General features: G+C 69.9%; 18 protein-coding genes. 14 read left to right on the forward strand and 4 right to left on the reverse strand.

The window, feature by feature from the left end; translation table 11 throughout:
* The first annotated feature begins 67 nt into the window (after positions 1-67).
* Positions 68-997 (forward strand): hypothetical protein, encoded by a 930-nt coding sequence (locus ACWDR3_RS29040; RefSeq protein WP_450355532.1) that lies wholly within the window; start codon positions 68-70, stop codon positions 995-997.
* A gap of 101 nt (positions 998-1,098) precedes the next feature.
* The gene (locus ACWDR3_RS29045) at positions 1,099-1,995 is read left to right on the forward strand and encodes an alpha/beta fold hydrolase (protein ID WP_450355533.1); all 897 of its coding nucleotides are present in this window, start codon (positions 1,099-1,101) and stop codon (positions 1,993-1,995) included.
* 66 nt (positions 1,996-2,061) lie between these two features.
* On the opposite strand, the gene ACWDR3_RS29050 is transcribed toward ACWDR3_RS29045, so the two are convergent.
* Positions 2,062-2,754 (reverse strand): TetR/AcrR family transcriptional regulator, encoded by a 693-nt coding sequence (locus tag ACWDR3_RS29050; protein WP_450355534.1) that lies wholly within the window; start codon positions 2,752-2,754, stop codon positions 2,062-2,064.
* 119 nt (positions 2,755-2,873) lie between these two features.
* On the opposite strand from ACWDR3_RS29050, the gene ACWDR3_RS29055 reads away from it, so the two are divergent.
* The 3 genes from ACWDR3_RS29055 (at position 2,874) to ACWDR3_RS29065 (ending at position 6,437) form a co-directional block, all read left to right on the forward strand.
* Positions 2,874-3,431: a hypothetical protein gene (locus ACWDR3_RS29055; protein WP_450355535.1), complete on the forward strand. Its 558-nt coding sequence runs from the start codon at positions 2,874-2,876 to the stop codon at positions 3,429-3,431.
* Positions 3,432-3,528: 97 nt separating this feature from the next.
* The gene (locus tag ACWDR3_RS29060) at positions 3,529-5,136 is read left to right on the forward strand and encodes a GH39 family glycosyl hydrolase (protein ID WP_450355536.1); all 1,608 of its coding nucleotides are present in this window, start codon (positions 3,529-3,531) and stop codon (positions 5,134-5,136) included.
* 107 nt (positions 5,137-5,243) lie between these two features.
* The gene (locus ACWDR3_RS29065) at positions 5,244-6,437 is read left to right on the forward strand and encodes an ROK family transcriptional regulator (RefSeq protein WP_450355537.1); all 1,194 of its coding nucleotides are present in this window, start codon (positions 5,244-5,246) and stop codon (positions 6,435-6,437) included.
* 37 nt (positions 6,438-6,474) lie between these two features.
* Here the strand turns inward: ACWDR3_RS29065 and ACWDR3_RS29070 are convergent, their stop codons facing one another.
* Positions 6,475-7,761 carry an enolase C-terminal domain-like protein gene (locus ACWDR3_RS29070; protein ID WP_450355538.1) on the reverse strand — a complete coding sequence of 429 codons (1,287 nt, stop codon included), beginning with the start codon at positions 7,759-7,761 and terminating at the stop codon, positions 6,475-6,477.
* 297 nt (positions 7,762-8,058) lie between these two features.
* Between ACWDR3_RS29070 and ACWDR3_RS29075 the strand changes: the two genes are divergently transcribed.
* The 6 genes from ACWDR3_RS29075 to ACWDR3_RS29100 all read left to right on the forward strand — a co-directional run bounded on the left by ACWDR3_RS29075 (position 8,059) and on the right by ACWDR3_RS29100 (position 14,787).
* Positions 8,059-9,435, forward strand: coding sequence for an ABC transporter substrate-binding protein (locus ACWDR3_RS29075; protein WP_450355539.1), 1,377 nt, complete (start codon positions 8,059-8,061; stop codon positions 9,433-9,435).
* Positions 9,436-9,437: 2 nt separating this feature from the next.
* Complete coding sequence (locus ACWDR3_RS29080) at positions 9,438-10,436, forward strand: carbohydrate ABC transporter permease (RefSeq protein ID WP_450355540.1); 999 nt, start codon at positions 9,438-9,440, stop codon at positions 10,434-10,436.
* Positions 10,433-11,323: a carbohydrate ABC transporter permease gene (locus tag ACWDR3_RS29085; protein ID WP_450355541.1), complete on the forward strand. Its 891-nt coding sequence runs from the start codon at positions 10,433-10,435 to the stop codon at positions 11,321-11,323. Before ACWDR3_RS29080 ends, ACWDR3_RS29085 begins: the two co-directional genes overlap by 4 nt.
* A complete protein-coding gene (locus ACWDR3_RS29090; protein ID WP_450355542.1) occupies positions 11,320-12,264 on the forward strand; it encodes an NAD-dependent epimerase/dehydratase family protein in 945 nt (314 codons plus the stop codon). The genes ACWDR3_RS29085 and ACWDR3_RS29090 overlap by 4 nt, the downstream gene beginning before the upstream one ends.
* A gap of 57 nt (positions 12,265-12,321) precedes the next feature.
* Positions 12,322-13,578 (forward strand): glycoside hydrolase family 71/99-like protein, encoded by a 1,257-nt coding sequence (locus ACWDR3_RS29095; protein ID WP_450355543.1) that lies wholly within the window; start codon positions 12,322-12,324, stop codon positions 13,576-13,578.
* A 96-nt stretch (positions 13,579-13,674) separates the two neighbouring features.
* On the forward strand, positions 13,675-14,787 hold the full coding sequence (locus tag ACWDR3_RS29100; protein ID WP_450355544.1) for an ABC transporter substrate-binding protein: 1,113 nt from the start codon (positions 13,675-13,677) through the stop codon (positions 14,785-14,787).
* Positions 14,788-14,882: 95 nt separating this feature from the next.
* Here the strand turns inward: ACWDR3_RS29100 and ACWDR3_RS29105 are convergent, their stop codons facing one another.
* Positions 14,883-15,335 carry a peptidase inhibitor family I36 protein gene (locus tag ACWDR3_RS29105; RefSeq protein ID WP_450355545.1) on the reverse strand — a complete coding sequence of 151 codons (453 nt, stop codon included), beginning with the start codon at positions 15,333-15,335 and terminating at the stop codon, positions 14,883-14,885.
* A gap of 121 nt (positions 15,336-15,456) precedes the next feature.
* Positions 15,457-16,335 carry a hypothetical protein gene (locus tag ACWDR3_RS29110; RefSeq protein WP_450355546.1) on the reverse strand — a complete coding sequence of 293 codons (879 nt, stop codon included), beginning with the start codon at positions 16,333-16,335 and terminating at the stop codon, positions 15,457-15,459.
* Between the two features lie 355 nt (positions 16,336-16,690).
* Between ACWDR3_RS29110 and ACWDR3_RS29115 the strand changes: the two genes are divergently transcribed.
* The 3 genes from ACWDR3_RS29115 to ACWDR3_RS29125 all read left to right on the forward strand — a co-directional run.
* Positions 16,691-17,647, forward strand: a complete 957-nt coding sequence (locus tag ACWDR3_RS29115; RefSeq protein WP_450355547.1) for an ArsR/SmtB family transcription factor — start codon at positions 16,691-16,693, stop codon at positions 17,645-17,647.
* Positions 17,648-17,800: 153 nt separating this feature from the next.
* The gene (locus ACWDR3_RS29120; protein ID WP_450355548.1) at positions 17,801-19,363 is read left to right on the forward strand and encodes a cellulose binding domain-containing protein; all 1,563 of its coding nucleotides are present in this window, start codon (positions 17,801-17,803) and stop codon (positions 19,361-19,363) included.
* A gap of 129 nt (positions 19,364-19,492) precedes the next feature.
* The coding region (locus ACWDR3_RS29125; protein ID WP_450355549.1) for an alpha/beta fold hydrolase at positions 19,493-20,360 on the forward strand (868 nt) is incomplete at its 3' end.

Genomic DNA, 20,360 nt, shown 5'->3' on the forward strand with positions numbered 1-20,360 from the left:
CACTTGTACCCCATACACTGCCGCTGCGTGTCCGTTGCACACAATCATGTCGGGGGAGAGTTCAGAGATGAGTGCCTGGAATCCGCAGGGTCCGCCCCAGCAGCCGCATTACCCGCAGGGTCCTCCTGGTCCTCCGGTGCCGCCGCAGCCGTATCCGTACAACGTCCCCCCGCACCAGGGCGGCTATCCGCCCCAACCGCACCCGTACCCCTACCCGCCGGGGTATCCGCAACCGGTGCCACAGCGGGTCGGAGTGTTCCGCAGAATGTGGCGGGCCGGCGGTCCGATCGCCATCGCGCGCAGGGTGTTCAGGCCCTCGCGCCCGGACCGGGTGGAGGACGCGGTGGTCGCCCGGATCCAGAAGATCCGGACGTACGTGGGTCTGGGCGCGGTCCTCTGGGTGACGTACTCCTACAAGCTGGTCGACTCGGCGAGCGACGCCGCCAGTGATCGGCTCAACGACTCCTGGATCAGCATCCTGGTCCTCGCCGTGACCTTCCCGGTCTTCATCGGCTGGTTCGTCGTGCTGGCGCGTCCGCCGGCCCGGCAGCAGTTGCTGCGGCGCGCGGCGAAGCCGTCCGGCGCGGTATTGGCGATCATCGGCGGTGTGGCCGTGTTCCCCGCCGCCGTCCTCTCCGGTCTCGTCGACGGAAAGCTGGCCGTCAACCCCGTGATGTCCGTGGTCAGTTGGCTGCTCACGGTGGCGACTCTCGTGTGGGTCCTGCCATTCGTCATTTACGGCATGGGGCTGTCCCTGCTCCACGTCTTCCGTACCGCGGACATCCACGAGACCGTGCCGGCGCTGCTGACGCTGACCCTGGTGTGGGAGATGGCACTGGTGAACCTGTTCACCGGCTCCTACACGGGTGTGCCGGTGGGCGTGCGGATCGTACTTCTCCTCGGCGGCCCGCTGTCGGTCACCGCGGTCTCGTACTGGGAACTGCGCCGACTGCGCGCCAACTACGGCCTGACGGTGCGCGGTGCGTTGATGCGCTGACGGTTCTCCTCGGCCACTTCCACCGTAACTCGGGGGGTGCGCGAAAAACGTCAGACCGTGGTTCGTTCTTTCGCGCGCCCGCCGTGGCTACCGTCTCGGCCATGGCAGAGGTGACAGCACAGAACGTCGGCCCGTCCGGGATCGAGATCGCCTACGAACGGTTCGGCGACCCCGGCGCACCGCCGGCCCTCCTGATCACGGGGGCCGGTGCGCAGTTGATCAACTGGCCGGAGGGGTTCTGCCAGGCCCTGGTGGACCGGGGAGTTCAGGTGATCCGGTTCGACAACCGCGACGCCGGCCGGTCGACGCACCTGCACGACGCGCCCGTACCGGACTTCGCGGCGGCTCTCTCCGGAGACCTCTCGACGGTGTCGTACACGCTGTCGGACCTGGCGGCGGACACCGTCGGCCTGCTCGACGCGCTCGGTCTCACGGGCGTCCACCTCGTCGGCTCCTCGATGGGCGGAATGATCGCCCAGATGATCGCGATCGAGCACGGGGAGCGGGTCCGCTCGCTGACATCGATGATGTCCACGACCGGTGAACCCGGCGTGGGGGAGGCCGACTTCACGGTCTTCGCCGAACTCGGAGCACCGCCGCAGGACCGGGAGGCCTTCGTCGAGTGGCAGGTACGTGCCCTGCGACTCGCCGCGTCCCCGGGCTTCGCCTTCGACGCGATCGCGGCGGCCGAACGGTCCGGACGGGTCTTCGACCGGGGATACGACGTCCTCGGCATGCAGCGCCAGGGCCTCGCGGTCGTGGCTACGGGGGACCGGACCGAGCGACTGCGCGCCCTGCGGGTGCCCACGCTGGTCGTGCACGGCGCCGCCGACCCCGTGTGCGACGTCAGCGGCGGTCGCGCCACGGCCGCCGCCGTACCGAATGCCGAATTGCTGGTCGTGGAGGGAATGGGCCACAACCTTCCACACGAACTGTGGCCCGAACTCGCCACCCGCATCGCCGAGCACGTCCATCGCTCCGAAACGGTGACGGCATGACCTGACCTCGCGGCGAGAACTCGCGGGCACGGAAACGGAGTTCGGGGCCTTACGCTCCGAACGACGTTACGCGTGGGGCGGCGAGCACTCGATGTCGGAGACGGGCGTGGTCGCCGAGGACGCCTCGCTGGGCGCGGTGGTGGCGGCCGACTCGTCGACGCCGCGGGCGGTGTGGATCCGCAGGAGCCCGTCGATGCCGCGCAGCAGCGTCTCGCCGGCCAGGACGGGGTCGCCGAGGTAGCCGCCGCTCATCGCGCCGTCGCGGACCATGACGAAGTGCCGCCCCGCGTGCTCGGACTCAGCGACCGTGATGGCGGCGAACAGTTCGGTGATCGTCTGCAAAAACCACGCGCGGTGCTGCACGACGGCACGGTGGACCGGGTGCTCGGGATCGGGGAATTCCGCCGCCGCGTTGAGGAAAGCGCATCCGCGGTAGCCGGGCGAGCGGATCTGCTCGACCAGGGACGCGCCGATGCCCCGCAGGACGCCGTCGGGGGACGCGTCCGTGGCCGTCAGGGAACCGATCTGGGTGCGGATCGCCTGGTCGACGCTGCCGATGTAGGCGACGGCAAGGTCTTCCTTGCTGCGGAAATGGCGGTAGAAGGTGGCGTTGGTGACCTTCGACTCGGCGACCAGACGGTCGACGCCCACCGTGTGGATGCCCTCCGCGTAGAAGAGCTGCCCGGCGGTCCTCAGGAGCCGCTCCCGGGCCTCGGAGACTCTCCTGCCGGTGCCTGTGCCGGCTTCCGTCTGCGTCATGCCACCCAGGATAGCGGGTAGAACGCTCTCTCTTGTTTTCGTGGAAGGGATGTGTCAGGCTCCGAGGTAGAGAGAACGTTCTCTCTTATCTCCTCCCACCCTGACCCACGGAGAACCCCATGGCATCCGCCGCTCCCGCCGCACATGTCGGCACCCCGCCCGCCCTGCGCCGGCTGTACGTCGTCCGCTTCGTCTTCGCCGCCGTGTGGGCGGTGCTCCTCCTGGTGTCCGGCTCGGACCTCACCGTCGCGGCCAGGGTGCTGCTGTTCGTCTATCCGGCCTTCGACGTGGTCGCGGCCGTCGTCGACGCCAGGTCGGCGCGCACGGACGGGCCGGTGAAGGGCCTGTACGTCAACATCGCCGTCAGTTCGCTGGCCGCTGTCGGCGTCGCGATCGCCGGGGCCTCGGGCACCGCTGACGTGCTGCGCGTCTGGGGTGCGTGGGCCGTCGTGTCCGGGTTGGTCCAGCTCCTCGTGGGCGTCGCCCGTCGGCCCATGGGCGGCCAGTGGGCCATGATCGTCAGCGGCGGCATCTCGGTGCTGGCCGGCGCGAGCTTCATCCGAAGCGCCTCGCAGGACGCCCCCTCGCTCGGCGCCCTCGCCGGATACGCCATCCTCGGCGGGATCTTCTTCCTCGTCTCGGCGTTCCGCCTGACCCGCTCCACCCGCAGGGGCTGACCGGGATCACTCGCCTCCCGGTCTCGCTTTCTGCGGGAGTCGCCCTGTTAAGCTCACCTCAATCAAATTGATTTAGTATCGCGGTGAGGGAGGGGCTGTGCCAGAACGCCCGAGCGGGGAAACACCCATCCACATCGACGTCGACGCGGCGACGGAGGGCGAGCCGCTCGCCCCCTTCTGGCGCCGAGTGGTGGGTGCCGGACGTGCCAACGAGGGACTGCGCGCGGACTGGCAGCGCCAACTCGTCGCCGCCCGGCGCGACTGCGGGTTCGAGTACATCCGCTTCCACGGCCTCTTCCACGACGACATGTTCGTCTACACGGAGCGCGAGGACGGCACGCCGGTCCACAACTTCCAGTACGTCGACGCCCTGTTCGACTTCCTGCTGGACACCGGCGTGCGCCCGTTCGTCGAGTTCGGCTTCAGCCCGCGCGCCCTGGCCCGCGAGACCAACACCGTCTTCTGGTGGGGAGCCCACGGCTCGCCACCCGTCGACCTCGACAAATGGGCCGGCCTGATCGACGCCACCGTCCGCCACTGGGTGGGGCGTTACGGCATCGAGGAAGTTCGTCGCTGGTACTTCGAGGTGTGGAACGAGGCGAACCTCAACGGCTTCTTCCGCGGTACGCGCGCGGAGTACTTCGAGCTCTACAAGGTCACCGCGCGTGCCGTGAAGGCGGTCGACGCGCACCTGCGGGTGGGCGGTCCCGCCACCTCCAACTTCGTTCCTGACGGCCGGTTCTCGGGTGAGCGCGAGAACGTGGACCTGCGGATCGTCGCGGGCCGCGACGACATCGACGACCTGGAGTGGCGGCCGGTGTGGGTGGAGGACTTCCTCGCCTTCTGCGCGGCCGAGGAGCTGCCCGTCGACTTCGTCTCGACCCACCCCTACCCCACCGACTGGGCGTTGGACGAGCACGGTCAGGGGGAGAAGCTGACACGTGGCAAGGACGCGACGCCCACCGATCTCGGACTGCTCCGCGACCTGGTCGCCAAGAGCGCCTTCCCCGACGCGGAGATCCACCTCACGGAGTGGTCGTCCTCGTCCTCGCCCCGCGACCACACGCACGACACCGTGCCCGCTGCCACCTACGTCGTCCGGTCCGTGCTGCACTCCGTCGGAACCGTCGACTCCCTCGCCTACTGGACCTTCACCGACGTCTTCGAGGAGGGCGGCGCGGGCGACGAGCTGTTCCACGGCGGGTTCGGCATGCTCACGCTGCCCGGGATCCCCAAGCCGACCTACCACGCCTACCGCATGCTCGGCGCGCTCGGCGACCGGCTGCTCGACCGCGGTGAGGACCACGTCGTCACCAAAGACAGCGGCACCGACCGTCTCGTCGTACTGATCCATCACTACCCGCAGGAGGAGCCGAAGTCGGTCCCGGCCTCCTTCGACGATCGGGCGCTCGCCGAGGCCACCCAGGCCAAGGGGCGTCCGCGTCCCCTCCGGGTGCGCCTGACGGGACTTCGACCCGGGGCCTGCTTCGAAGTGGAGAGCCTCGAACCGGGACACGGGGACGCCCTCGGCGCCTGGCGTGATCTCGGCTCGCCCGCGGCGCCCACCCGCGAGCAGCTCGCCCACCTGGACCGGCGCGCGCACGCGACCCGCCTGGAGGCCGTGAGCGCCGACACGGAGGGCGTGGTGGACTACAGCAGGCCGGCACAGCCCTGGTCGGTCATCATGGTCCGGCAGGTGTCGTGATGGCCGCCTGCGGAGCGGATGCGCGGGGGAGCGTGGCGCTGAAGGGCCGTCGACGGCCGCGCGCCTGTGACGTGCACCGTCGTGAGGGGGACAGGTAAGAAGTGAGCATGAGGAACACGGCGATCAGGCGGGGTACGAACCTGCCGCGCATGGGCGACTTCAACGAGTCCGTCATCCTGGATGCCATCCGCCGCCATCCCGAGGGGCTCAGCCGCGTCGAACTCGCCCAGGCCACCGGCCTGTCCGCGCAGACGGTGTCCAACATCTGCCGCCGGCTGATCGACCAGGGACTGGCCGAGGAGTCGGGCAAGCAGTGGAGCGGCGGGGGCGGCAAGCCGCGTACTCTCCTGCGGGTCGTGCCCGGCGCCTGCTACGCGCTCGGCGTCCACCTCGACCCGGCCGTCATCACCTACGTCCTGCTCGACCTGCTGGGCACGGTGGTGGCCCAGCACGGCGAGCCCACCCCCCTCGGCGTCGACACCGACCAGGTCATGACAGAGATGGCCCGGTCGGTGAAGGCGCTCGCGGAGGGGTCGGGCGTCGAACGCGACCGGATCCTGGGGCTCGGCATCGCCGCTCCCGGACCGCTGGACGCGCAGCACGGGTACGTCGTCGATCCGCCCGAACTGCCGGACTGGGGAAGCGTTCCGCTGCGCGAGCGGCTCGCCGCCGAGACCGGGTTCCCCACGCTGCTGGACAAGGATGTGATCGCCGCCGCGGTCGCCGAGCGGTGGGTCGGCGCGGCCAGCCAGACCCGCGACTTCCTCTTCTTCTACCTGGGCACCGGCTCCGGCATGGGCCTGGTGGTGGAGGACTCGGTGCTGCGCGGGGTGTCCGGCAACGCGGGCGAGGTCGGCGGGCTCGGTGCCGCCTGTTCCACCAAGGCGCTGGTCGACGAGGCCATCAAGGAGGGGGCGTTGGGCCACGAGTTCACCCCGATCGGCCCGCAGGACGCCCGCCGCAGCCTCGACGAGCTGGCCCGCCGGGCACGGGCGGGGGAGGAGCCGGCCGCGAGCGTCGTCCGGCGCTGGGCGATCCGGATCGGGCGGGGCGTGTGCGCCGCCGCGACCCTCGTGGACAGCGACACGATCGTCTTCGGCGGTCCGCTGTGGCCGCAGATGTCCGGGCCGTTCCTGGAGGTCATCGAGCCGATGGTCGCCTCGTCGCCGTTCGTGAAGGCCGTGCACCCGACCGTCGTGACCACCACGACGATCGGTGAGCACGTGGCCGCCGTCGGGGCGGCCTGTCTCGTCCTCGACCAGAGCTTGTCAGCGCAGCCGAAGAGCCTGCTGCTGCGCTGACTGCCGGGAGGCGGGGACGGTCGGCGCAGCGGTCGGCTCAGGGGCGATGGGCGCTGCCGTCGGTGGCGCGCAGCAGGGCCCAACGGTCGTGCTGGAGCGGTGCGGTGACGGGGTGGCGGGCGGCCGCCTTCTCGTCGAAGTCCACGCCGAGCCCGGGCGCGCTCCAGCCGAGCAGTGCGCCTCCCTGGGGCACGGGGGTGCCCGGGAAGACCTCACGGGTGGCCTCGGTGAAGGTGGCCGCCTCCTGCACGCCGAACGCGGGGGAGCTGAGGTCTAGCGCCAGGTTCGCGGCCATGCCCACCGGGCTGACATCACCGGGCCCGTGCGGTGCCGTACGCACCCCGAACAGCTCGCAGGCGGCGACGAGTTTGCGGGTCGGGGTGAGGCCGCCCAGGGTGGGGATCCTGATCCGGGCGAAGTCGATGAGCCGTTCGGTCAGCAACGGCAGATACGCCTGCGGTTCGCTGTACAGCTCGCCGACCGCCAGGGGCACGGTGCCGGCCGCACGCAACTGGGCGAAGTGCGGCGCATCCTCCGGGGCTAGCGCGTCCTCCAGGAAGAACAGCTGTGCCTCCTCGACGGCACGGACCAACTCCCGTGCCTGCGAAGGCGTAAGGCGCTCGTGGGCGTCGTGGAGCAGCTCCACACCAGTGCCCACCCGCTCGCGTATCTCCCGCAGTACGGGCGGGACTTGGCGCAGATAGCTCAGCGAGTCCCAGCTGCCCGCGCGCAGTTCGCGTCGGCGTGCCTCGGCCGGGTCTGCGGGCGCGGTGCCGTAGGTGTCCGTGCCGGGCACCGCGACCTGCACGCGCACGTGCCGCCACCCCTCCTCCGCCGCGGCCAGGACCCGGTCGGCGATCTCACCCGCCTCCTGGCCGTCCACGTGCGTGTAGGCGTCGGCCGCGTCGCGGACCCGCCCGCCGAGCAGCGAGTACAGGGGCAGTCCCGCCGTCTTGCCCTTGATGTCCCACAGCGCGACGTCGATGCCGGCCAGCGCGTTATTGGCGATCGAACCCCCGCGCCAGTAGCCGCTGTTGAGCAGCAGCCGGTGCAGATCCTCGATGTCGCCAGGGTCGCGGCCCAGCAGCATGGGGCCCAGATAGTCGTCGACCACGGCACGGATCGCCGTGGTGCGCTGCGGATCGCTCGCGCAGCCCAGCCCGTACAGGCCCGGCTGGTTGGTCTCCACCCGGACGATCACGTACGGGCAGCCCTGCGGGGCGCAGGTGAAGGTGCGTACGGCGGTGACGCGGACCCCGTCCGCCGTGGTGGCGGACCAGGGGGCCGGGGCGAGGACGGGTCGCGGTGCGGTCGGAGCGGGCACGGGTCGCGGTGTGGGGGGAGCAGGCACGGGTCGCGGTGCGGGGGAAGCCGGAGAAGGAGACACGAGCGAAGTCCTGTTCAGTCGTGGCGGCCGCGGCGGACGGGGACCGTGCGCGGATTCTCGGGTTGTTACAGGCGTTGACACCGTACATCAACTCGATTTAGATACCCGTGGCTGAGCCGCCCCGCCCCTTTGTGCGCAGAGGGCCCAGGCAGAGGGCCCAGCACACTCCGGCACGTCAGCGGGCAGCGATTCGCCAGCGCGGACCGCGAGCCCCCTCGAGAAAGGGCCGCTTGCGTGAGTCACAGCCCTCCGTTCCGGCGCGACCGCCGCCGTCTCCTCGCCCTCGCGCCGGCCCTCGCCCTGGCCGCCGCGGGCTGCGGGCGCGGTCAGGGAGCCGGTGACGGCAACACCCTGACGATGTGGACGTTCAAGCAGTCCCACGTCAAGGCGCTCCAGAACGCCGCCACCCGCTTCACCGCGGCCACCGGCACCAAGGTCGGCGTGCAGGCCATCACCCCCGACGACGCGTTCCTGACCAAGGTGCAGGCCGCGGCGCGGACCAACGACCTGCCCGACGTCATGGAGGTCCACGCCAACGGCGACGACCTCTCCTTCGGCGGCGCGGGCCTGCTGGAGGACCTTCAGGACACTGTCGACGACACCTGGCTGGCCCGCTATCTGCCGCAGGTGCGCACGGACGGCACCGTCACCGAGCAGCAGTACGAGAACTCCCTCGTGGAGGGCGCCAAGACCATGGGCGTCAAGGAGGGCCAGCGCTTCAGCGTGCCGCTGACCGTCGGCACCTTCGGCATCGTCTACGCCGACCGCTCCCGACTGTCCGCCGCCGGCATCACCGAACCGCCCTCCACCTGGGAGGAGTTCATGGACGCGCTGGCCGCCGTGCACCGCACGGACCCGCGCACCGGCGGCATCACCATCGGCGTCAAACAGCCCTCCACCGCGCTGGAATGGCTGATGCAGCCGATGGCGTTCGGGATGCTCGGCAAGCAACGCTTCGAGGCGCTCTTCGGACGCGACGCGTCCAAGGGGTTCACCTCCGCGGACGGACAGCGAGTCCTGGAGACCTACGGGCAGATCACGCCGTACTGGATGCCAGGCACCGCGGCCAAGGCCATCGACGAGGCCGACCTCTCCTTCGCGCAGGGCAAGTCGTCGTTCCTGGTGGGAGGGACGTTCACGCTCGCCTTCCTCGCGGAGAACGGCCGTGACACCAAGGGCATCATGACCTTCCCGGTGCCCTCGCCCCGACGAGCCGTGATCCCTGGCCTCCAACTCTCGCCGTTCGCCCTGACCGGCCTGTCGGTCACCCGCACCTCCCCGCGCAAGCGGCAGGCCCTGGAGTGGCTGCGCTTCTTCTCCCGGCCCGACACCGCCGCCGCCTTCGGCCGGACCGCGCTCGACGTGCCGCCCAACACCCTCACCGGCGCCGACCGCACCGCCCTCGGCCCTCTGCTGACCGGCATGCTCGACACCTTCGGCACCGGCGACAACGCGTACAACGCCGGATACACCGCCTACCGCCCGAGCCTGTACGACGCGGGCAAAGTCGGCGCGGTCCTCGCCGAGTTCACCCCCCTGAAGTCGGCCAACGCTCGGCAGACCGGCAACCGCATGGGCTCCATGATCAAGTCGAACTGGGCGGAGCAGTAGCCATGACCCTCGACCTCCCCGCCTCCACGACCGGAGACCTGCCCGGCCCGACCCCGGCCCGCACGCGCCGCTTCACCAGCCGGGCCGAAGGCCCCCGCAGGTCGGCCCGGCTGCGCGAGACGGCCTGGGGCTACGCCTTCATCGCCCCGGCCCTGGTGCTCTTCGGCGTCATGGGCGTCTACACGATCGTCTATGGCTTCTCGCTCAGCTTCGCCCAGTGGAACGGCTTCTGGCCGCACTGGCGCTGGGTGGGCCTGAAGAACTACACCGACCTGCTCGGCAACAGCCCCACCTACGCGCCCATCGTCAGGACAGCCGCGGTCAACACCCTGTACGTGATGATCGCCGTACCCATCCTGACCGTCCTCGTCAGCTACCCGCTGGCGCTGGTCCTCAACTCGGTGCGGCGCCTGCAGGGCATCCTGCGCTCCATCTACTTCCTGCCGTACGTCACCAGCGGCATCGCCGTGTACTTCGCCTGGCAGTACATCCTCCAGCCGGACGGCGCGGTCAACCTGCTGCTGAAGTCAGTGGGCATGGGCTCGCTGTCCCAGCCGCAGGGCTGGCTCGGCAACCCCGACACGGCCCTGCCCACCCTCATCGTCGTCATGGTGTGGTCCGCCGTACCCGTCGCCACCCTCCTCTATCTCACCGGCCTGCAGTCGCTGGACGGTTCGCTGCTGGAAGCCGCCGCCCTCGACGGGGCCGGAGCGCTGCGCGTGGCCACGCACGTCGTCTGGCCGCTGATGCGCCCGATCACCCTCGTCATCACCCTGCTCAATCTGCGCGACGCGCTCCAGGGCTTCCAGCTGTTCCTGATCATGACCAACGGCGGGCCCGGCAACGCCACGGACGTCCTCGGCCTGGAGACCTACCGGCTCGCCTTCCTGTCCGAACTGTCGCCGACGCTGGGGCTGGCCAGCGCCCTGGGCTGGCTGCTGTTCGTCGCCGCCCTCGTCGTCGCCTTCATCAACCAGCGGGCCCTGCGGAGGCTGGGATGACCCTCACTCTGACCCCACGACCGGCCACCGCGCCCCGGACCCAGGCACCCCGGCGCGGAAAACCGGCCGGCGCCCTGGTCGCACGTACCGTCGTGGTCCTGGTCCTGGCCGCCTACGCGGCGATCAGCCTCTACCCGTTCCTGTGGATGGTGTCGGCCGCGTTCAAGACCAACGCCGAGGTCGTCTCCGGCGGCCACCTCATCCCGCACCACCCCACCGGCAGCACGCTCGCCGACACCTGGAACAAGCTCGACTTCTTCCACTACTTCACCAACAGCGTCAAGGTCACGGTGCTGACCACGGTCCTGGTCGTCGTCGTGTACGCGGCCGCCTCCTACGCCTTCGCCGTGCTGCGCTTCCCCGGAAAGCGCCTGTTCTACCGGCTGTTCCTGGCCCTGCTGTTCGTGCCCGGCGTCGTCACCCTGCTGCCGATCGTGCTGCTGGAGAGCAAGCTCGACATCCTCGGCACCCACTGGGGCCTGGTCCTGCCGTTCGTGAACGGCTCCGCGCCCCTGGCCGTGCTGATGCTGACCAACGCCTTCACCACGGTCCCCACCGAACTGCGCGAGGCCGCCCGTATCGACGGAGCGGGCGAACTGCGCATCTTCGCCCGCGTCTACCTCCCGCTGGCCCGCCCGGCATTGGTCACCATCGCCCTGCTGACGGCGATCCCGACCTGGAACGAGTACCAGCTCACGCGGATCTCGCTGAACGACCCGCACACCTACACCCTGCCGATCGCCCTCCAGGCCATGCAGTCGGAGAACGTCGTGCAGTACAACTCCCTGATGGCTGCCGCACTGATCATGGTGGTCCCGGTGATCGCCATCTTCCTGTGCGCCCAGCGCTACTTCGTGAACGGACTGATGGGAGCGGTCAAGGGATGACCTCGCAGCACAGGACCGCCGGTGACGTTCCCCGCACCGCCCTCGTCACCGGCGCCGCGGGCGGACTGGGCACCGCGGTCACCGCCCATCTCGCCGCTCGCGGATGGACCGTGGTCGGCACCGACGCCCGCCCGGTCGCGGACACCAAGCACCTCGCGGCCACCACCCAGGGCGACCTGAGCGACCCGGCAGCCGTCGAGGCCGCCTTCGACGCCACCGTCGAACTCGTCGAGCCCGGCGGCCGGTTGGACGTCGTCCACCTGGCCGCCGTCCCCGCACCGGGCATCGTCGACGAGTACGAGACGCTCCGCATCAACACCATGAGCGCGTACACGGTCTTCCAGGAAGCCGGCCGACGATCGGCCCACCGGATCGTCGGAGCCTCCAGCGCGGCCGCCGTCGGCCTGGCCTGGGCCGACCGCGACCAGGCCCCCCGCTATCTGCCGATCGACGAGAACCACCCCGACCTGACCGTCGACTCCTACGGCCTGTCGAAACAACTCAGCGAACAGGCAGCCGCGTTCACCACCCGTCGCTGGGGGACCACCACCGTCATGCTGCGGTTCCCGTTCGTCGGTGAGGGCCCCCGTCTTGAGGCGAGGCTCGCTGAAGTCGCCGACGACCCCGCCGCCAACCGCCGTGAACTGTGGGCCTGGCTGCACACCAAGGACGCCGCCGAGGCGGTACGAGCCGCGCTCACGGCGCCACTGACCGGACACCATGTCGTGAACGCCGCCGCACCGGACACCTCCGCCCGACTGCCCACGGGCGAACTGCTGCTGGCCCACTATCCCGACACCGCGATCCTGGCCGGCATCGGCCGCCACGGCTCCCTCTTCGACAGCACGCGCGCGCAGCGACTGCTGGGTTTCACCCCTGCCCACAGCTGGCGAACTCCGGTGGGCAGCGCACCGGTTACGCCCGGCAGCGGACAGCCCTGACCGACGTATCTCCGATTCTGGCCTCACTCCCCCCACCGCACCGAGAGGACCCCACCCATGGCCATCACCCGCCGCCAGGCTCTCGCCCTGGCCGCAGGAACCGTCTCAACGGCCGCCCTGTCGACGGCCGTTGCCCGAGCCGCCACCCAGACCTCGCTGCGGACCGTCGCCAGCCCCGTCGGTGACGTGGTCGGCAAGGTCACCGTCGGCTACCAGGGTTGGTTCGCCTGCAGCGGCGACGGCGCCCCCATCAACGGCTGGTGGCACTGGAGCCCCGACATGTCCAAGGCCCCGGCCCCGGGCGCCAACAGTGCGAAGTCGTGGCCCGACGTGCGCGACTACACCGCCACGTACCGGACCAACATGCCCAACCTGAACGGCGGTTCCCCGGCGGTGCTCTTCTCCTCCTGGGACCAGCAGACCGTCGACACCCACTTCCGCTGGATGCGCGAGAACGCCATCGACACCGCGGCCCTCCAGCGCTTCAACCCGTTCGGGGGCGAGGGCCCCACCCGCGACGCCATGGCGCAGAAGGTCCGTTCCGCCGCCGAGGCCAACGGCCGCAAGTTCTACATCATGTACGACGTCACCAACTGGACCTCGATGGCGAGCCAGATCAAGGAGGACTGGACGAGCAAGATGTCCGCGCACACCCAGTCCTCGGCCTACGCCCAGCAGAACGGCAAGCCCGTGGTGTGCATCTGGGGCTTCGGCTTCAGCGACGACGCCCGGCCGTTCGGCGCCGCCGAGTGCCTCGACGTCGTCAACTGGTTCAAGAACCGAGGCTGTTACGTCATCGGAGGCGTCCCCACCCACTGGCGCACCGGCACGGAGGACTCACGGCCCGGCTTCGCCGACGTGTACCACGCCTTCCACATGCTGTCCCCGTGGATGGTCGGCCGCATCGGCACCGCCGCAGACTCCGACAACTTCTACCAGAACGTCAACCAGCCCGACCTCACCGACTGCGCCGCCCACGGCATCGACTACCAGCCCTGCGTCCTCCCCGGCGACCTGCAGGACCGCCAGCGCGCCCACGGCGACTTCATGTGGCGGCAGTTCTACAACATGGTCCGGCTCGGCGCCCAGGGGATCTACATCTCCATGTTCGACGAGTTCAACGAGGCCAACCAGATCGCCAAGACCGCCGAAACCGCGGCCGACGTGCCCGCCGGGTCGGGCATCTTCGCCCTCGACGAGGACGGCACGTCCTGCTCCGCGGACTACTACCTCCGCCTGACCGGAGACGGCGGACGGATGCTCAAGGGCGAGATCGCCCTGACTTCGCAACGCCCCACACCCGTACGGGTCTGAGCACGTAGGGGCTCGGCCCGCCGAGACCGACAGGCGCCTGACATCCGGCGATCCGGGTAACGTGCGACCGAGTCGTCACGGGGGAGATGTCAGCACATGAACGCGCCACGACCAGCATCAGGAACGGAACCGACCGACGGATCCGCCGTCAGGATCGGAGCGCTCGTTCCGCTCACTCGGCCCGGCTGGGTCGAGGCGGGCCGGCACTTGCTGGCCGGACTCGAGCTTGCCGTCGGCGAAGTCAATGACGCCGGCGGCATCGCCGGAAGCCCGGTCGAACTGGTGGTCCGGGACACTGCGGCGGATCCGCAGAAGGCCACGGCGGCCGTGGACGAACTGGCCCGCCTGGGTGTCGTGGCCTTGGCGGGGGAGTACCACAGCGTCGTCGCCCGGGCGGCTGCCGCCAGGGCCGACGCCCTGGGCGTGCCGTTCTTGTGCTCGTCCGCGGTACTCGACGCCCTCACCGACGAGCCCACGGAGTGGGTCGCGCGCCTGGCCCCGCCGCAGTCGCGCGGCTGGCGGGTCTACGCGGACTTCCTCCTCGGCGCGGGGCACAGCCGTATCGCAGTGGCATCCCAACCGAGCGTGTATTGGGCGTCCGGGATCCGCATCCTGCGCGACCACTTCGCTCCACACGGCGGCACCGTCACCGAACTCGACATGAGCGCGCTCACCTCTGCGGAGGTGTGCGACGCACTCGTCGGCCACCGTGCGACTGCTCTCCTGATTCTGGCTGGGTTTCCGGAGCCTGCCGTGTCGATCGTCAAGGCGGTCCGCGGCGATCAGCGCCTGGCCGAAGTGATGATCGGTGCTCCGGCCGGGCAACCGGAGTTCGCGGAGTGGGCGAGGCTGTTGAGCGACGACGGCGCCGGGGTTCCGTTCCTGCGCTACCTGCCGGAGGCCCTCAGCCCTCTCGGCGCACGAGTCGAGAAGGCGTTGGGCGAGCGACTGGACGAAGCGCCCTCCTTCGTCGCCTTCGAGGGCTACGACACGATCACCGTCCTCGCCGAGACGCTGCGCTCGCAGGGCGTGGACCGGGCGCGTATCGCCGAATCCTGGGGGCGCGTCGCGGTCGAAGGGACGCGCGGACAGATTCGGTTCTCCCGTGTGGAAGGCATCAGCGTGTGGCAATGGGGCTCGGCCCCGGTGCAGATCGTCGACCGCGATCCGGCGGAGCCTGGTCGCTTTCGGATCCTTCACACCGGCTGAGGGACCGGGCTCTTGCGATCCGGTGTACCTGAAAAACGATACGGAGGTCCGGAACCGTGGGGCGGTTCCGGACCCCCGCGATTCAAGTGAGCGGATCAGTGCAGGTAGGCCCCGCAGTGAAAGGCGGTCAACCACTCGTGTGAGCTGATGTTGTCGTTGACCACCACACCGCTGGTGAACCAGTCATCGGTCAGGTTGTCGGCGTACAGCTCGCCGGGTGCGAGACAGGTGTGACCGCCCACCAAGCCCGCGTCCTCCCAGAACACGACGTGGTCGTTGCCGCCGACGAAGCCGCGGTTCATGACGGAGGTCGCCTTGTCGTTGGCCGCCGCACCCCAGTAGGAACTGCTGCCCGGTGTACTGATCAGCAGAGTGCCCGTGCAGTCCAGGTCCTGCCAGGCGTACATGAAGCCGTTGCGCGCGCCCCACTTGCTGTTGCAGCCGGGGCCCGGGACGCCGCTCTCGGCTGCCTGCGCGGCAGTGGCGGGTACGGCGAGACCGAGGGCGGCGAGCCCCAGGACCGCGGCGGTGGCGGTGAACTTGCGCATGCTGGTTCCCTTCGTTGGTCACTGTCTTTGTGGTGATGGGCATGCTTCGGTGCCGGTCCGCCTGGCTGAATTGCCGGCGTGCCCGCACCGACGGGCGGTGTCCGTCCGTGGCGTGAGGTGGTCAGTCCCGCTCCGGAACGATCCGCACCGCCCGGTCGTAGGCCCGCTGACCGAGGCGTCGGTAGGTGTCGATGTCCGCGCCGAACCGGTCGCGCAGGCGGTTCAGGTAGTACGTCTCCCGAGCCGTCGCCACGGGACCCAGGGAGGTCTTACGGGCGCAGGTCGCGTCTGCCACGGCGGTCTTCCGCTCGGCGGTGAAGGCCTCCTCGGCGCGGGCCGCGCCCAGTCGGCCGGTCTGGACGCGGACGGCGTCACGGGCTGCTTGGGGATCCTTGAAGGGGTGTCCCGCTTGCTCCATGCACCGCGACCAGGCGCGGATGGCGGAGCTGAGTTTCCGGTCGCGCATGAGCCGGTCGCCGTAGAGGGCACTGAGGCCGGTGGCGATCTTTCCCGTGCGAAACCACACGGCGGGGTCGCCGTAGAGCCTGCGTTCCGCCTCCTCCGTGCAGCCGCCGAGGCGTTTGCTGATCTCTCCACCGCGGGGCAGCGGGGCCGTGAGCATGCGGGCGCTGTCGCCGCCGTCCAGGGCGGTGTCGAAGGCGGTGCGGCGCGACGCGGAAAGGCTCAGCCGGTAGGTGCCGTTGGGGTTGCGCTCGTGGACACGCTGGTTTCTCTCGTCGATGCGGCCGCCGTACCCGTACGTGCGGGCCCAGGCCACGTCGTCCTGCACGTAGCGCACCGGGCGGCTCTCCTGGAGCGTCAGGCCACGGTCCTCCCAGTAGGCGAAGCCGTGGCGGGACATGCACTGCCTGGTCAGATGCTGCTGTGCGTCGGAGACACGTAGTTCCTGCTGCCAGTCCAGTGCCCGGGGACGCGGTGGCGGATCCTGCTGCGCCCCGCCGTCGGCGCATCCGGCCGTGGCCGCCAGAGTGGCCGCCATGACCGCACACAGTGACATGAGTGCACGTCTCATCGACCCCAATTCCCCTTTCCTGCGCGGACGGTTACGGCTGTGAAGGTGCCCCCGCCATGGGCGGGGACGAGGCGCGGCCCGCCGCACCCTTGGGCCGTGCGTCAGTACGGTGCAGTCGTCGACGGAGGCACCGCACTATGTTTCGGGCTGGACCGAAACTCCTGCCGGGACACCGGCGAGAGCGGGCCGAACCGGCCGAGCACCTGGCCGGAAGTGGCCTGGACCAGCGCGTTCAACTGAGAGATCTTGTTCCGGAACGCGCCGGACGTCCAAGCGTGAAGCCGTCGGCACCGGGGGATGACCTTTGGCACTGCGCTTTCACATGACCAGTGACGATCTGGCACGCGTCCGGGTCGCGGCAGAAGCTGAGCCGTTGTGGGAGGTGCTGCTCAGCGCGCATCTGCTCGGCAAGACCGAGGGCGCTCTCGTGTTCGACCGGTGGCGCCGACGCACTCGGCCGAGGCTGGCGCCGCAGATGCGGCCGCTGCTCATGCTCGCGCCGCCGTGGGGCTACTCGCCGGACTTCCTCACACCGTCCGACCCGCTGCCCGACATCGGCACCGCTGTCGACCGCGTGCTCAGCACGCCCCGCGGGCGGCTGCGGGCGGACATGGATCAGCTGGCGGCGGGACAGGCACCGACGACATGGGTCTCCGCGATGCGTGACGCCGAACCGGGTGCTCTCAAGCTGCTGGGTACCGCGCTGACGGGGTACTACCGACACGCGGTGGAACCCTATTGGGGGCAGATCAGGGAAAGCGTCCGAGCCGAGAGGAACCGACTCGGGCGCGCGTTCCTCACCCACGGCGTCGAAGGTGTCCTGACCGCCCTGCGTCCCATGGCGCTGTGGGAACCACCTGTACTTTCCCTGCCGCTTCATCCCGCCGACCGCGACATCCACCTCGCGGGACGAGGACTGACCCTGATCCCCTCCTTCTTCTGCTGGCGCGCACCGACCACGCTGAAGAACGCCGAGGGCCCGCACGTCCTCGTCTACCCGGTCCAGCACGACCTGGCATGGCTGAACCCGAACATGGAACACGCTCACGCCCCGCTCTCCGCGCTGATGGGCCGTACGCGAGCGACCGTGCTCATGGCGCTCGCCGAACACCCGGCCTCCACCACCGAGTTGGCCGGCAAGGCTCGGATCTCACCGGCCTCCGCGAGCGAGCACGCCACCGTGCTCAGAGACGCCGGGCTCGTCGTCTCCCGCCGCTACGGCACCCGCGTCTACCACGAACTGAGCGTCCTCGGCGTGGAGTTGTGCAGCAGCCGTTGATCAAGGGGGTTGTCGCGGCGCGGTCCCTGACGCCCTGCTCGGGTCTTGACGCGCGGTCCAGCGGTCGGTACGTACACAAGCAGAGCTTTGGTATGGACCAATTCGATGCAGTCTCTTGCGCCCATCCGGCGCCCAACCCCCCTGGAGACAGCAATGCGCAGACCCTCGACACTTCTCGCCCTGTTGGTGGGAGTGCTGCTCGCCGTCCTGGCCCCACCGGCCTCCGCCGCCACCACGCCCACGGCGACCTTCGCCCAGACCTCGACCTGGTCCGGCGGCTACCAGGGCGCGTACACCGTCACGAACTCCGGCAGCACCACGCTGTCCGCCTGGACCGTCGAATTCGACCTGCCCTCCGGCACGACGGTCGGCTCGTACTGGGACGCGCTGCTCACCCAGAGCGGGAGCCACTACACCTTCAAGAACCGCGAGTACAACGGCACTCTGGCACCGGGCGCGTCCGCCGCCTTCGGCTGGGTGTCGGCCGGCACCGGCACGCCGACGAACTGCAAGCTCAACGGCGGGTCGTGCACCGGCAGCACCGACACCACGGCGCCCAGCGTGCCGGGCGGAGTGACCGTCGGCTCGGCGACCGGCTCCTCGCTGACCGTGCGGTGGACGGCGTCCACCGACAACTCCGGGTCCGTCGCCGGATACGAGGTCTCGCGCGACGGCGCAACGCCCGTCACCGTCACCGGCACGTCGTACACGGCCACGGGGCTCCAGGCGAGTACGGCCTACGCGTTCCGCGTACGGGCCCGGGACGCGGCGGGCAACCTCTCCGCCTACAGCACGTCCGTCACCGGCACGACCACCGCGGGTGGCGGCCAGCAGCCGAGCGGCGGTCTGTCCACCGCGCCGTACGTCGACATGGGCGCGTGGCCCACGCCGAGCATGCCGGCCATGGCCTCGGCGAGCGGGATCAAGAACTACACGATGGCCTTCATCACCGCCTCGGCCTGCAAGGCGATGTGGTTCAACGCCTATGACCCGCGGGCCGGTTGGGCCAAGGACCAGATCGACGCCATCCGAGCCGGCGGCGGCGATGTCAAGGTCTCCTTCGGCGGCGCCAGCGGCATCGAACTGGCGCAGGCCTGCTCCACCGTGGACGCGCTCTACGCCGAGTACAACGCGGTCGTGAACGCGTACGGACTGAAGTACGTCGACTTCGACATCGAAGGTGCCGCCACCGCCGACCCCACCTCCGTCGCACGTCGCTCGCAGGCCATCGCCCGCCTCCAGCAGGCCCACCCCGACCTGCGGGTGTCGCTGACCCTGCCGGCGCTCCCGGAGGGCCTGACGACGGACGGCCTGAACGTGGTCCGGTCGGCACGCGATGCCGGCGTGAACCTCGACGTCGTCAACGTGATGGCCATGGACTACTACCGCAACGTCGACTACGGCGACGCCGCCGTGCAGGCCGCACAGAGCACGTTCGCCCAGCTCAAGACGTTGTACCCGGGCAGCAGTGACGCCCAGATCTGGGCCAAGGTCGGCGTCACGCCCATGCTCGGGCAGAACGACGACGGTCACATCTACGACCAGGCCGACGCCCGCCAACTGGTCGCCTTCGCCAAGAGCACGCATCTCGGGGAGCTCGCCTTCTGGGAAGCGACCCGTGACCGCAACGCCTGCACGGGCGCGCTGTACATGTGCACCAACATCGCGCAGTCGCCGTACGAGTTCGCGAAGATCTTCGCGGGCTACACCGGCTGACGAACCGAACGCCCCCGTGCGCGGCCGACGGACCGTCCCGCGCACGGGGCGCACGGACCGATGGTCGACCTGTCCGCCGACCACCGCTGCGTGGCACCGCCCCTCCCACTCGGCGCACACCGTCGCGCGATGCACCTCGACGTGGACCTGTCGCTGCCTGGAGTGGCCCGGCTGGTCGCGGAGTTTCTCGACCGACTCGATCTACGGGATGTGACCCTTGTCGGCAACGACACCGGCGGGGCCCTCGTCCAGTTGCTCATGGGTGACGGCGTCGCCCGCGTAGGGCGAGCCGTGCTCGTCTCCTGCGATGCCTTCGACAACTTCCCGCCGGGTCTGACGGGCCGGACACTCGTGCTCGCGGGCAGGCTCTCGCCCCGGATGTTCGGGCTGTTCATGCAGCAGATGAGGCTGAAGACGATCCGGCGGCTCCCGATCGCGTTCGGGTGGCTGACCCGACGCGGAGACGCCGCCACTCTTCGATGGTCGAGGCCGGTCATGCGGCAGGCCGACATCCGCCGGGACACCGTACGAGTGCTACGAGCCGCAGCGGCGGACACCGAGATCCTGTCGAAGGCGGCCGAACGCCTGACGACCTTCGAACGACCCGCGCTGGTGGTCTGGGCGAGCGAAGACCGGGTGATGCGCCCCGAACACGGTCGGCGCCTGGCCGAACTCCTTCCGCAGGGACGGCTGGTCGAGGTCGAAGACAGCTACACGCCCCCTGGATCAGCCGGCCCGACTCGCCCAGCTCGTCCGGGAGTTCACGCACACATCGGACACGGCGGAACGGCACCCGTTGGCGTGACCGTTGGGCAATTTTTCGTGTGGTCTTCACCTGGGGGAGTGGGGACACGTTTCGCCGTATGGGCTGTGATCGACGCAAGCGTTCAGCCAGTCGCTCCCCTTGCAGCAGCCGTGAGGATCCATGAACGAGAACGAGACCAAGGTCATCGTGCCGTCGAGGCCGGGCGTGGCTCCGGGACACCCGCGTCGACGG

This window comes from Streptomyces sp. NPDC001002 (genome assembly GCF_053599215.1).

Bases quoted from the DNA above. Each gene is read 5' to 3' on its own strand.
- ACWDR3_RS29040 (WP_450355532.1), top strand. From the start codon at position 68: ATGAGTGCCTGGAATCCGCAGGGTCCGCCCCAGCAGCCGCATTACCCG.
- ACWDR3_RS29045 (WP_450355533.1), top strand. From the start codon at position 1,099: ATGGCAGAGGTGACAGCACAGAACGTCGGCCCGTCCGGGATCGAGATC.
- ACWDR3_RS29050 (WP_450355534.1), bottom strand. From the start codon at position 2,754: ATGACGCAGACGGAAGCCGGCACAGGCACCGGCAGGAGAGTCTCCGAG.
- ACWDR3_RS29055 (WP_450355535.1), top strand. From the start codon at position 2,874: ATGGCATCCGCCGCTCCCGCCGCACATGTCGGCACCCCGCCCGCCCTG.
- ACWDR3_RS29065 (WP_450355537.1), top strand. From the start codon at position 5,244: ATGAGGAACACGGCGATCAGGCGGGGTACGAACCTGCCGCGCATGGGC.
- ACWDR3_RS29080 (WP_450355540.1), top strand. From the start codon at position 9,438: ATGACCCTCGACCTCCCCGCCTCCACGACCGGAGACCTGCCCGGCCCG.
- ACWDR3_RS29085 (WP_450355541.1), top strand. From the start codon at position 10,433: ATGACCCTCACTCTGACCCCACGACCGGCCACCGCGCCCCGGACCCAG.
- ACWDR3_RS29090 (WP_450355542.1), top strand. From the start codon at position 11,320: ATGACCTCGCAGCACAGGACCGCCGGTGACGTTCCCCGCACCGCCCTC.
- ACWDR3_RS29095 (WP_450355543.1), top strand. From the start codon at position 12,322: ATGGCCATCACCCGCCGCCAGGCTCTCGCCCTGGCCGCAGGAACCGTC.
- ACWDR3_RS29100 (WP_450355544.1), top strand. From the start codon at position 13,675: ATGAACGCGCCACGACCAGCATCAGGAACGGAACCGACCGACGGATCC.
- ACWDR3_RS29105 (WP_450355545.1), bottom strand. From the start codon at position 15,335: ATGCGCAAGTTCACCGCCACCGCCGCGGTCCTGGGGCTCGCCGCCCTC.
- ACWDR3_RS29110 (WP_450355546.1), bottom strand. From the start codon at position 16,335: ATGGCGGCCACTCTGGCGGCCACGGCCGGATGCGCCGACGGCGGGGCG.
- ACWDR3_RS29115 (WP_450355547.1), top strand. From the start codon at position 16,691: ATGACCAGTGACGATCTGGCACGCGTCCGGGTCGCGGCAGAAGCTGAG.
- ACWDR3_RS29120 (WP_450355548.1), top strand. From the start codon at position 17,801: ATGCGCAGACCCTCGACACTTCTCGCCCTGTTGGTGGGAGTGCTGCTC.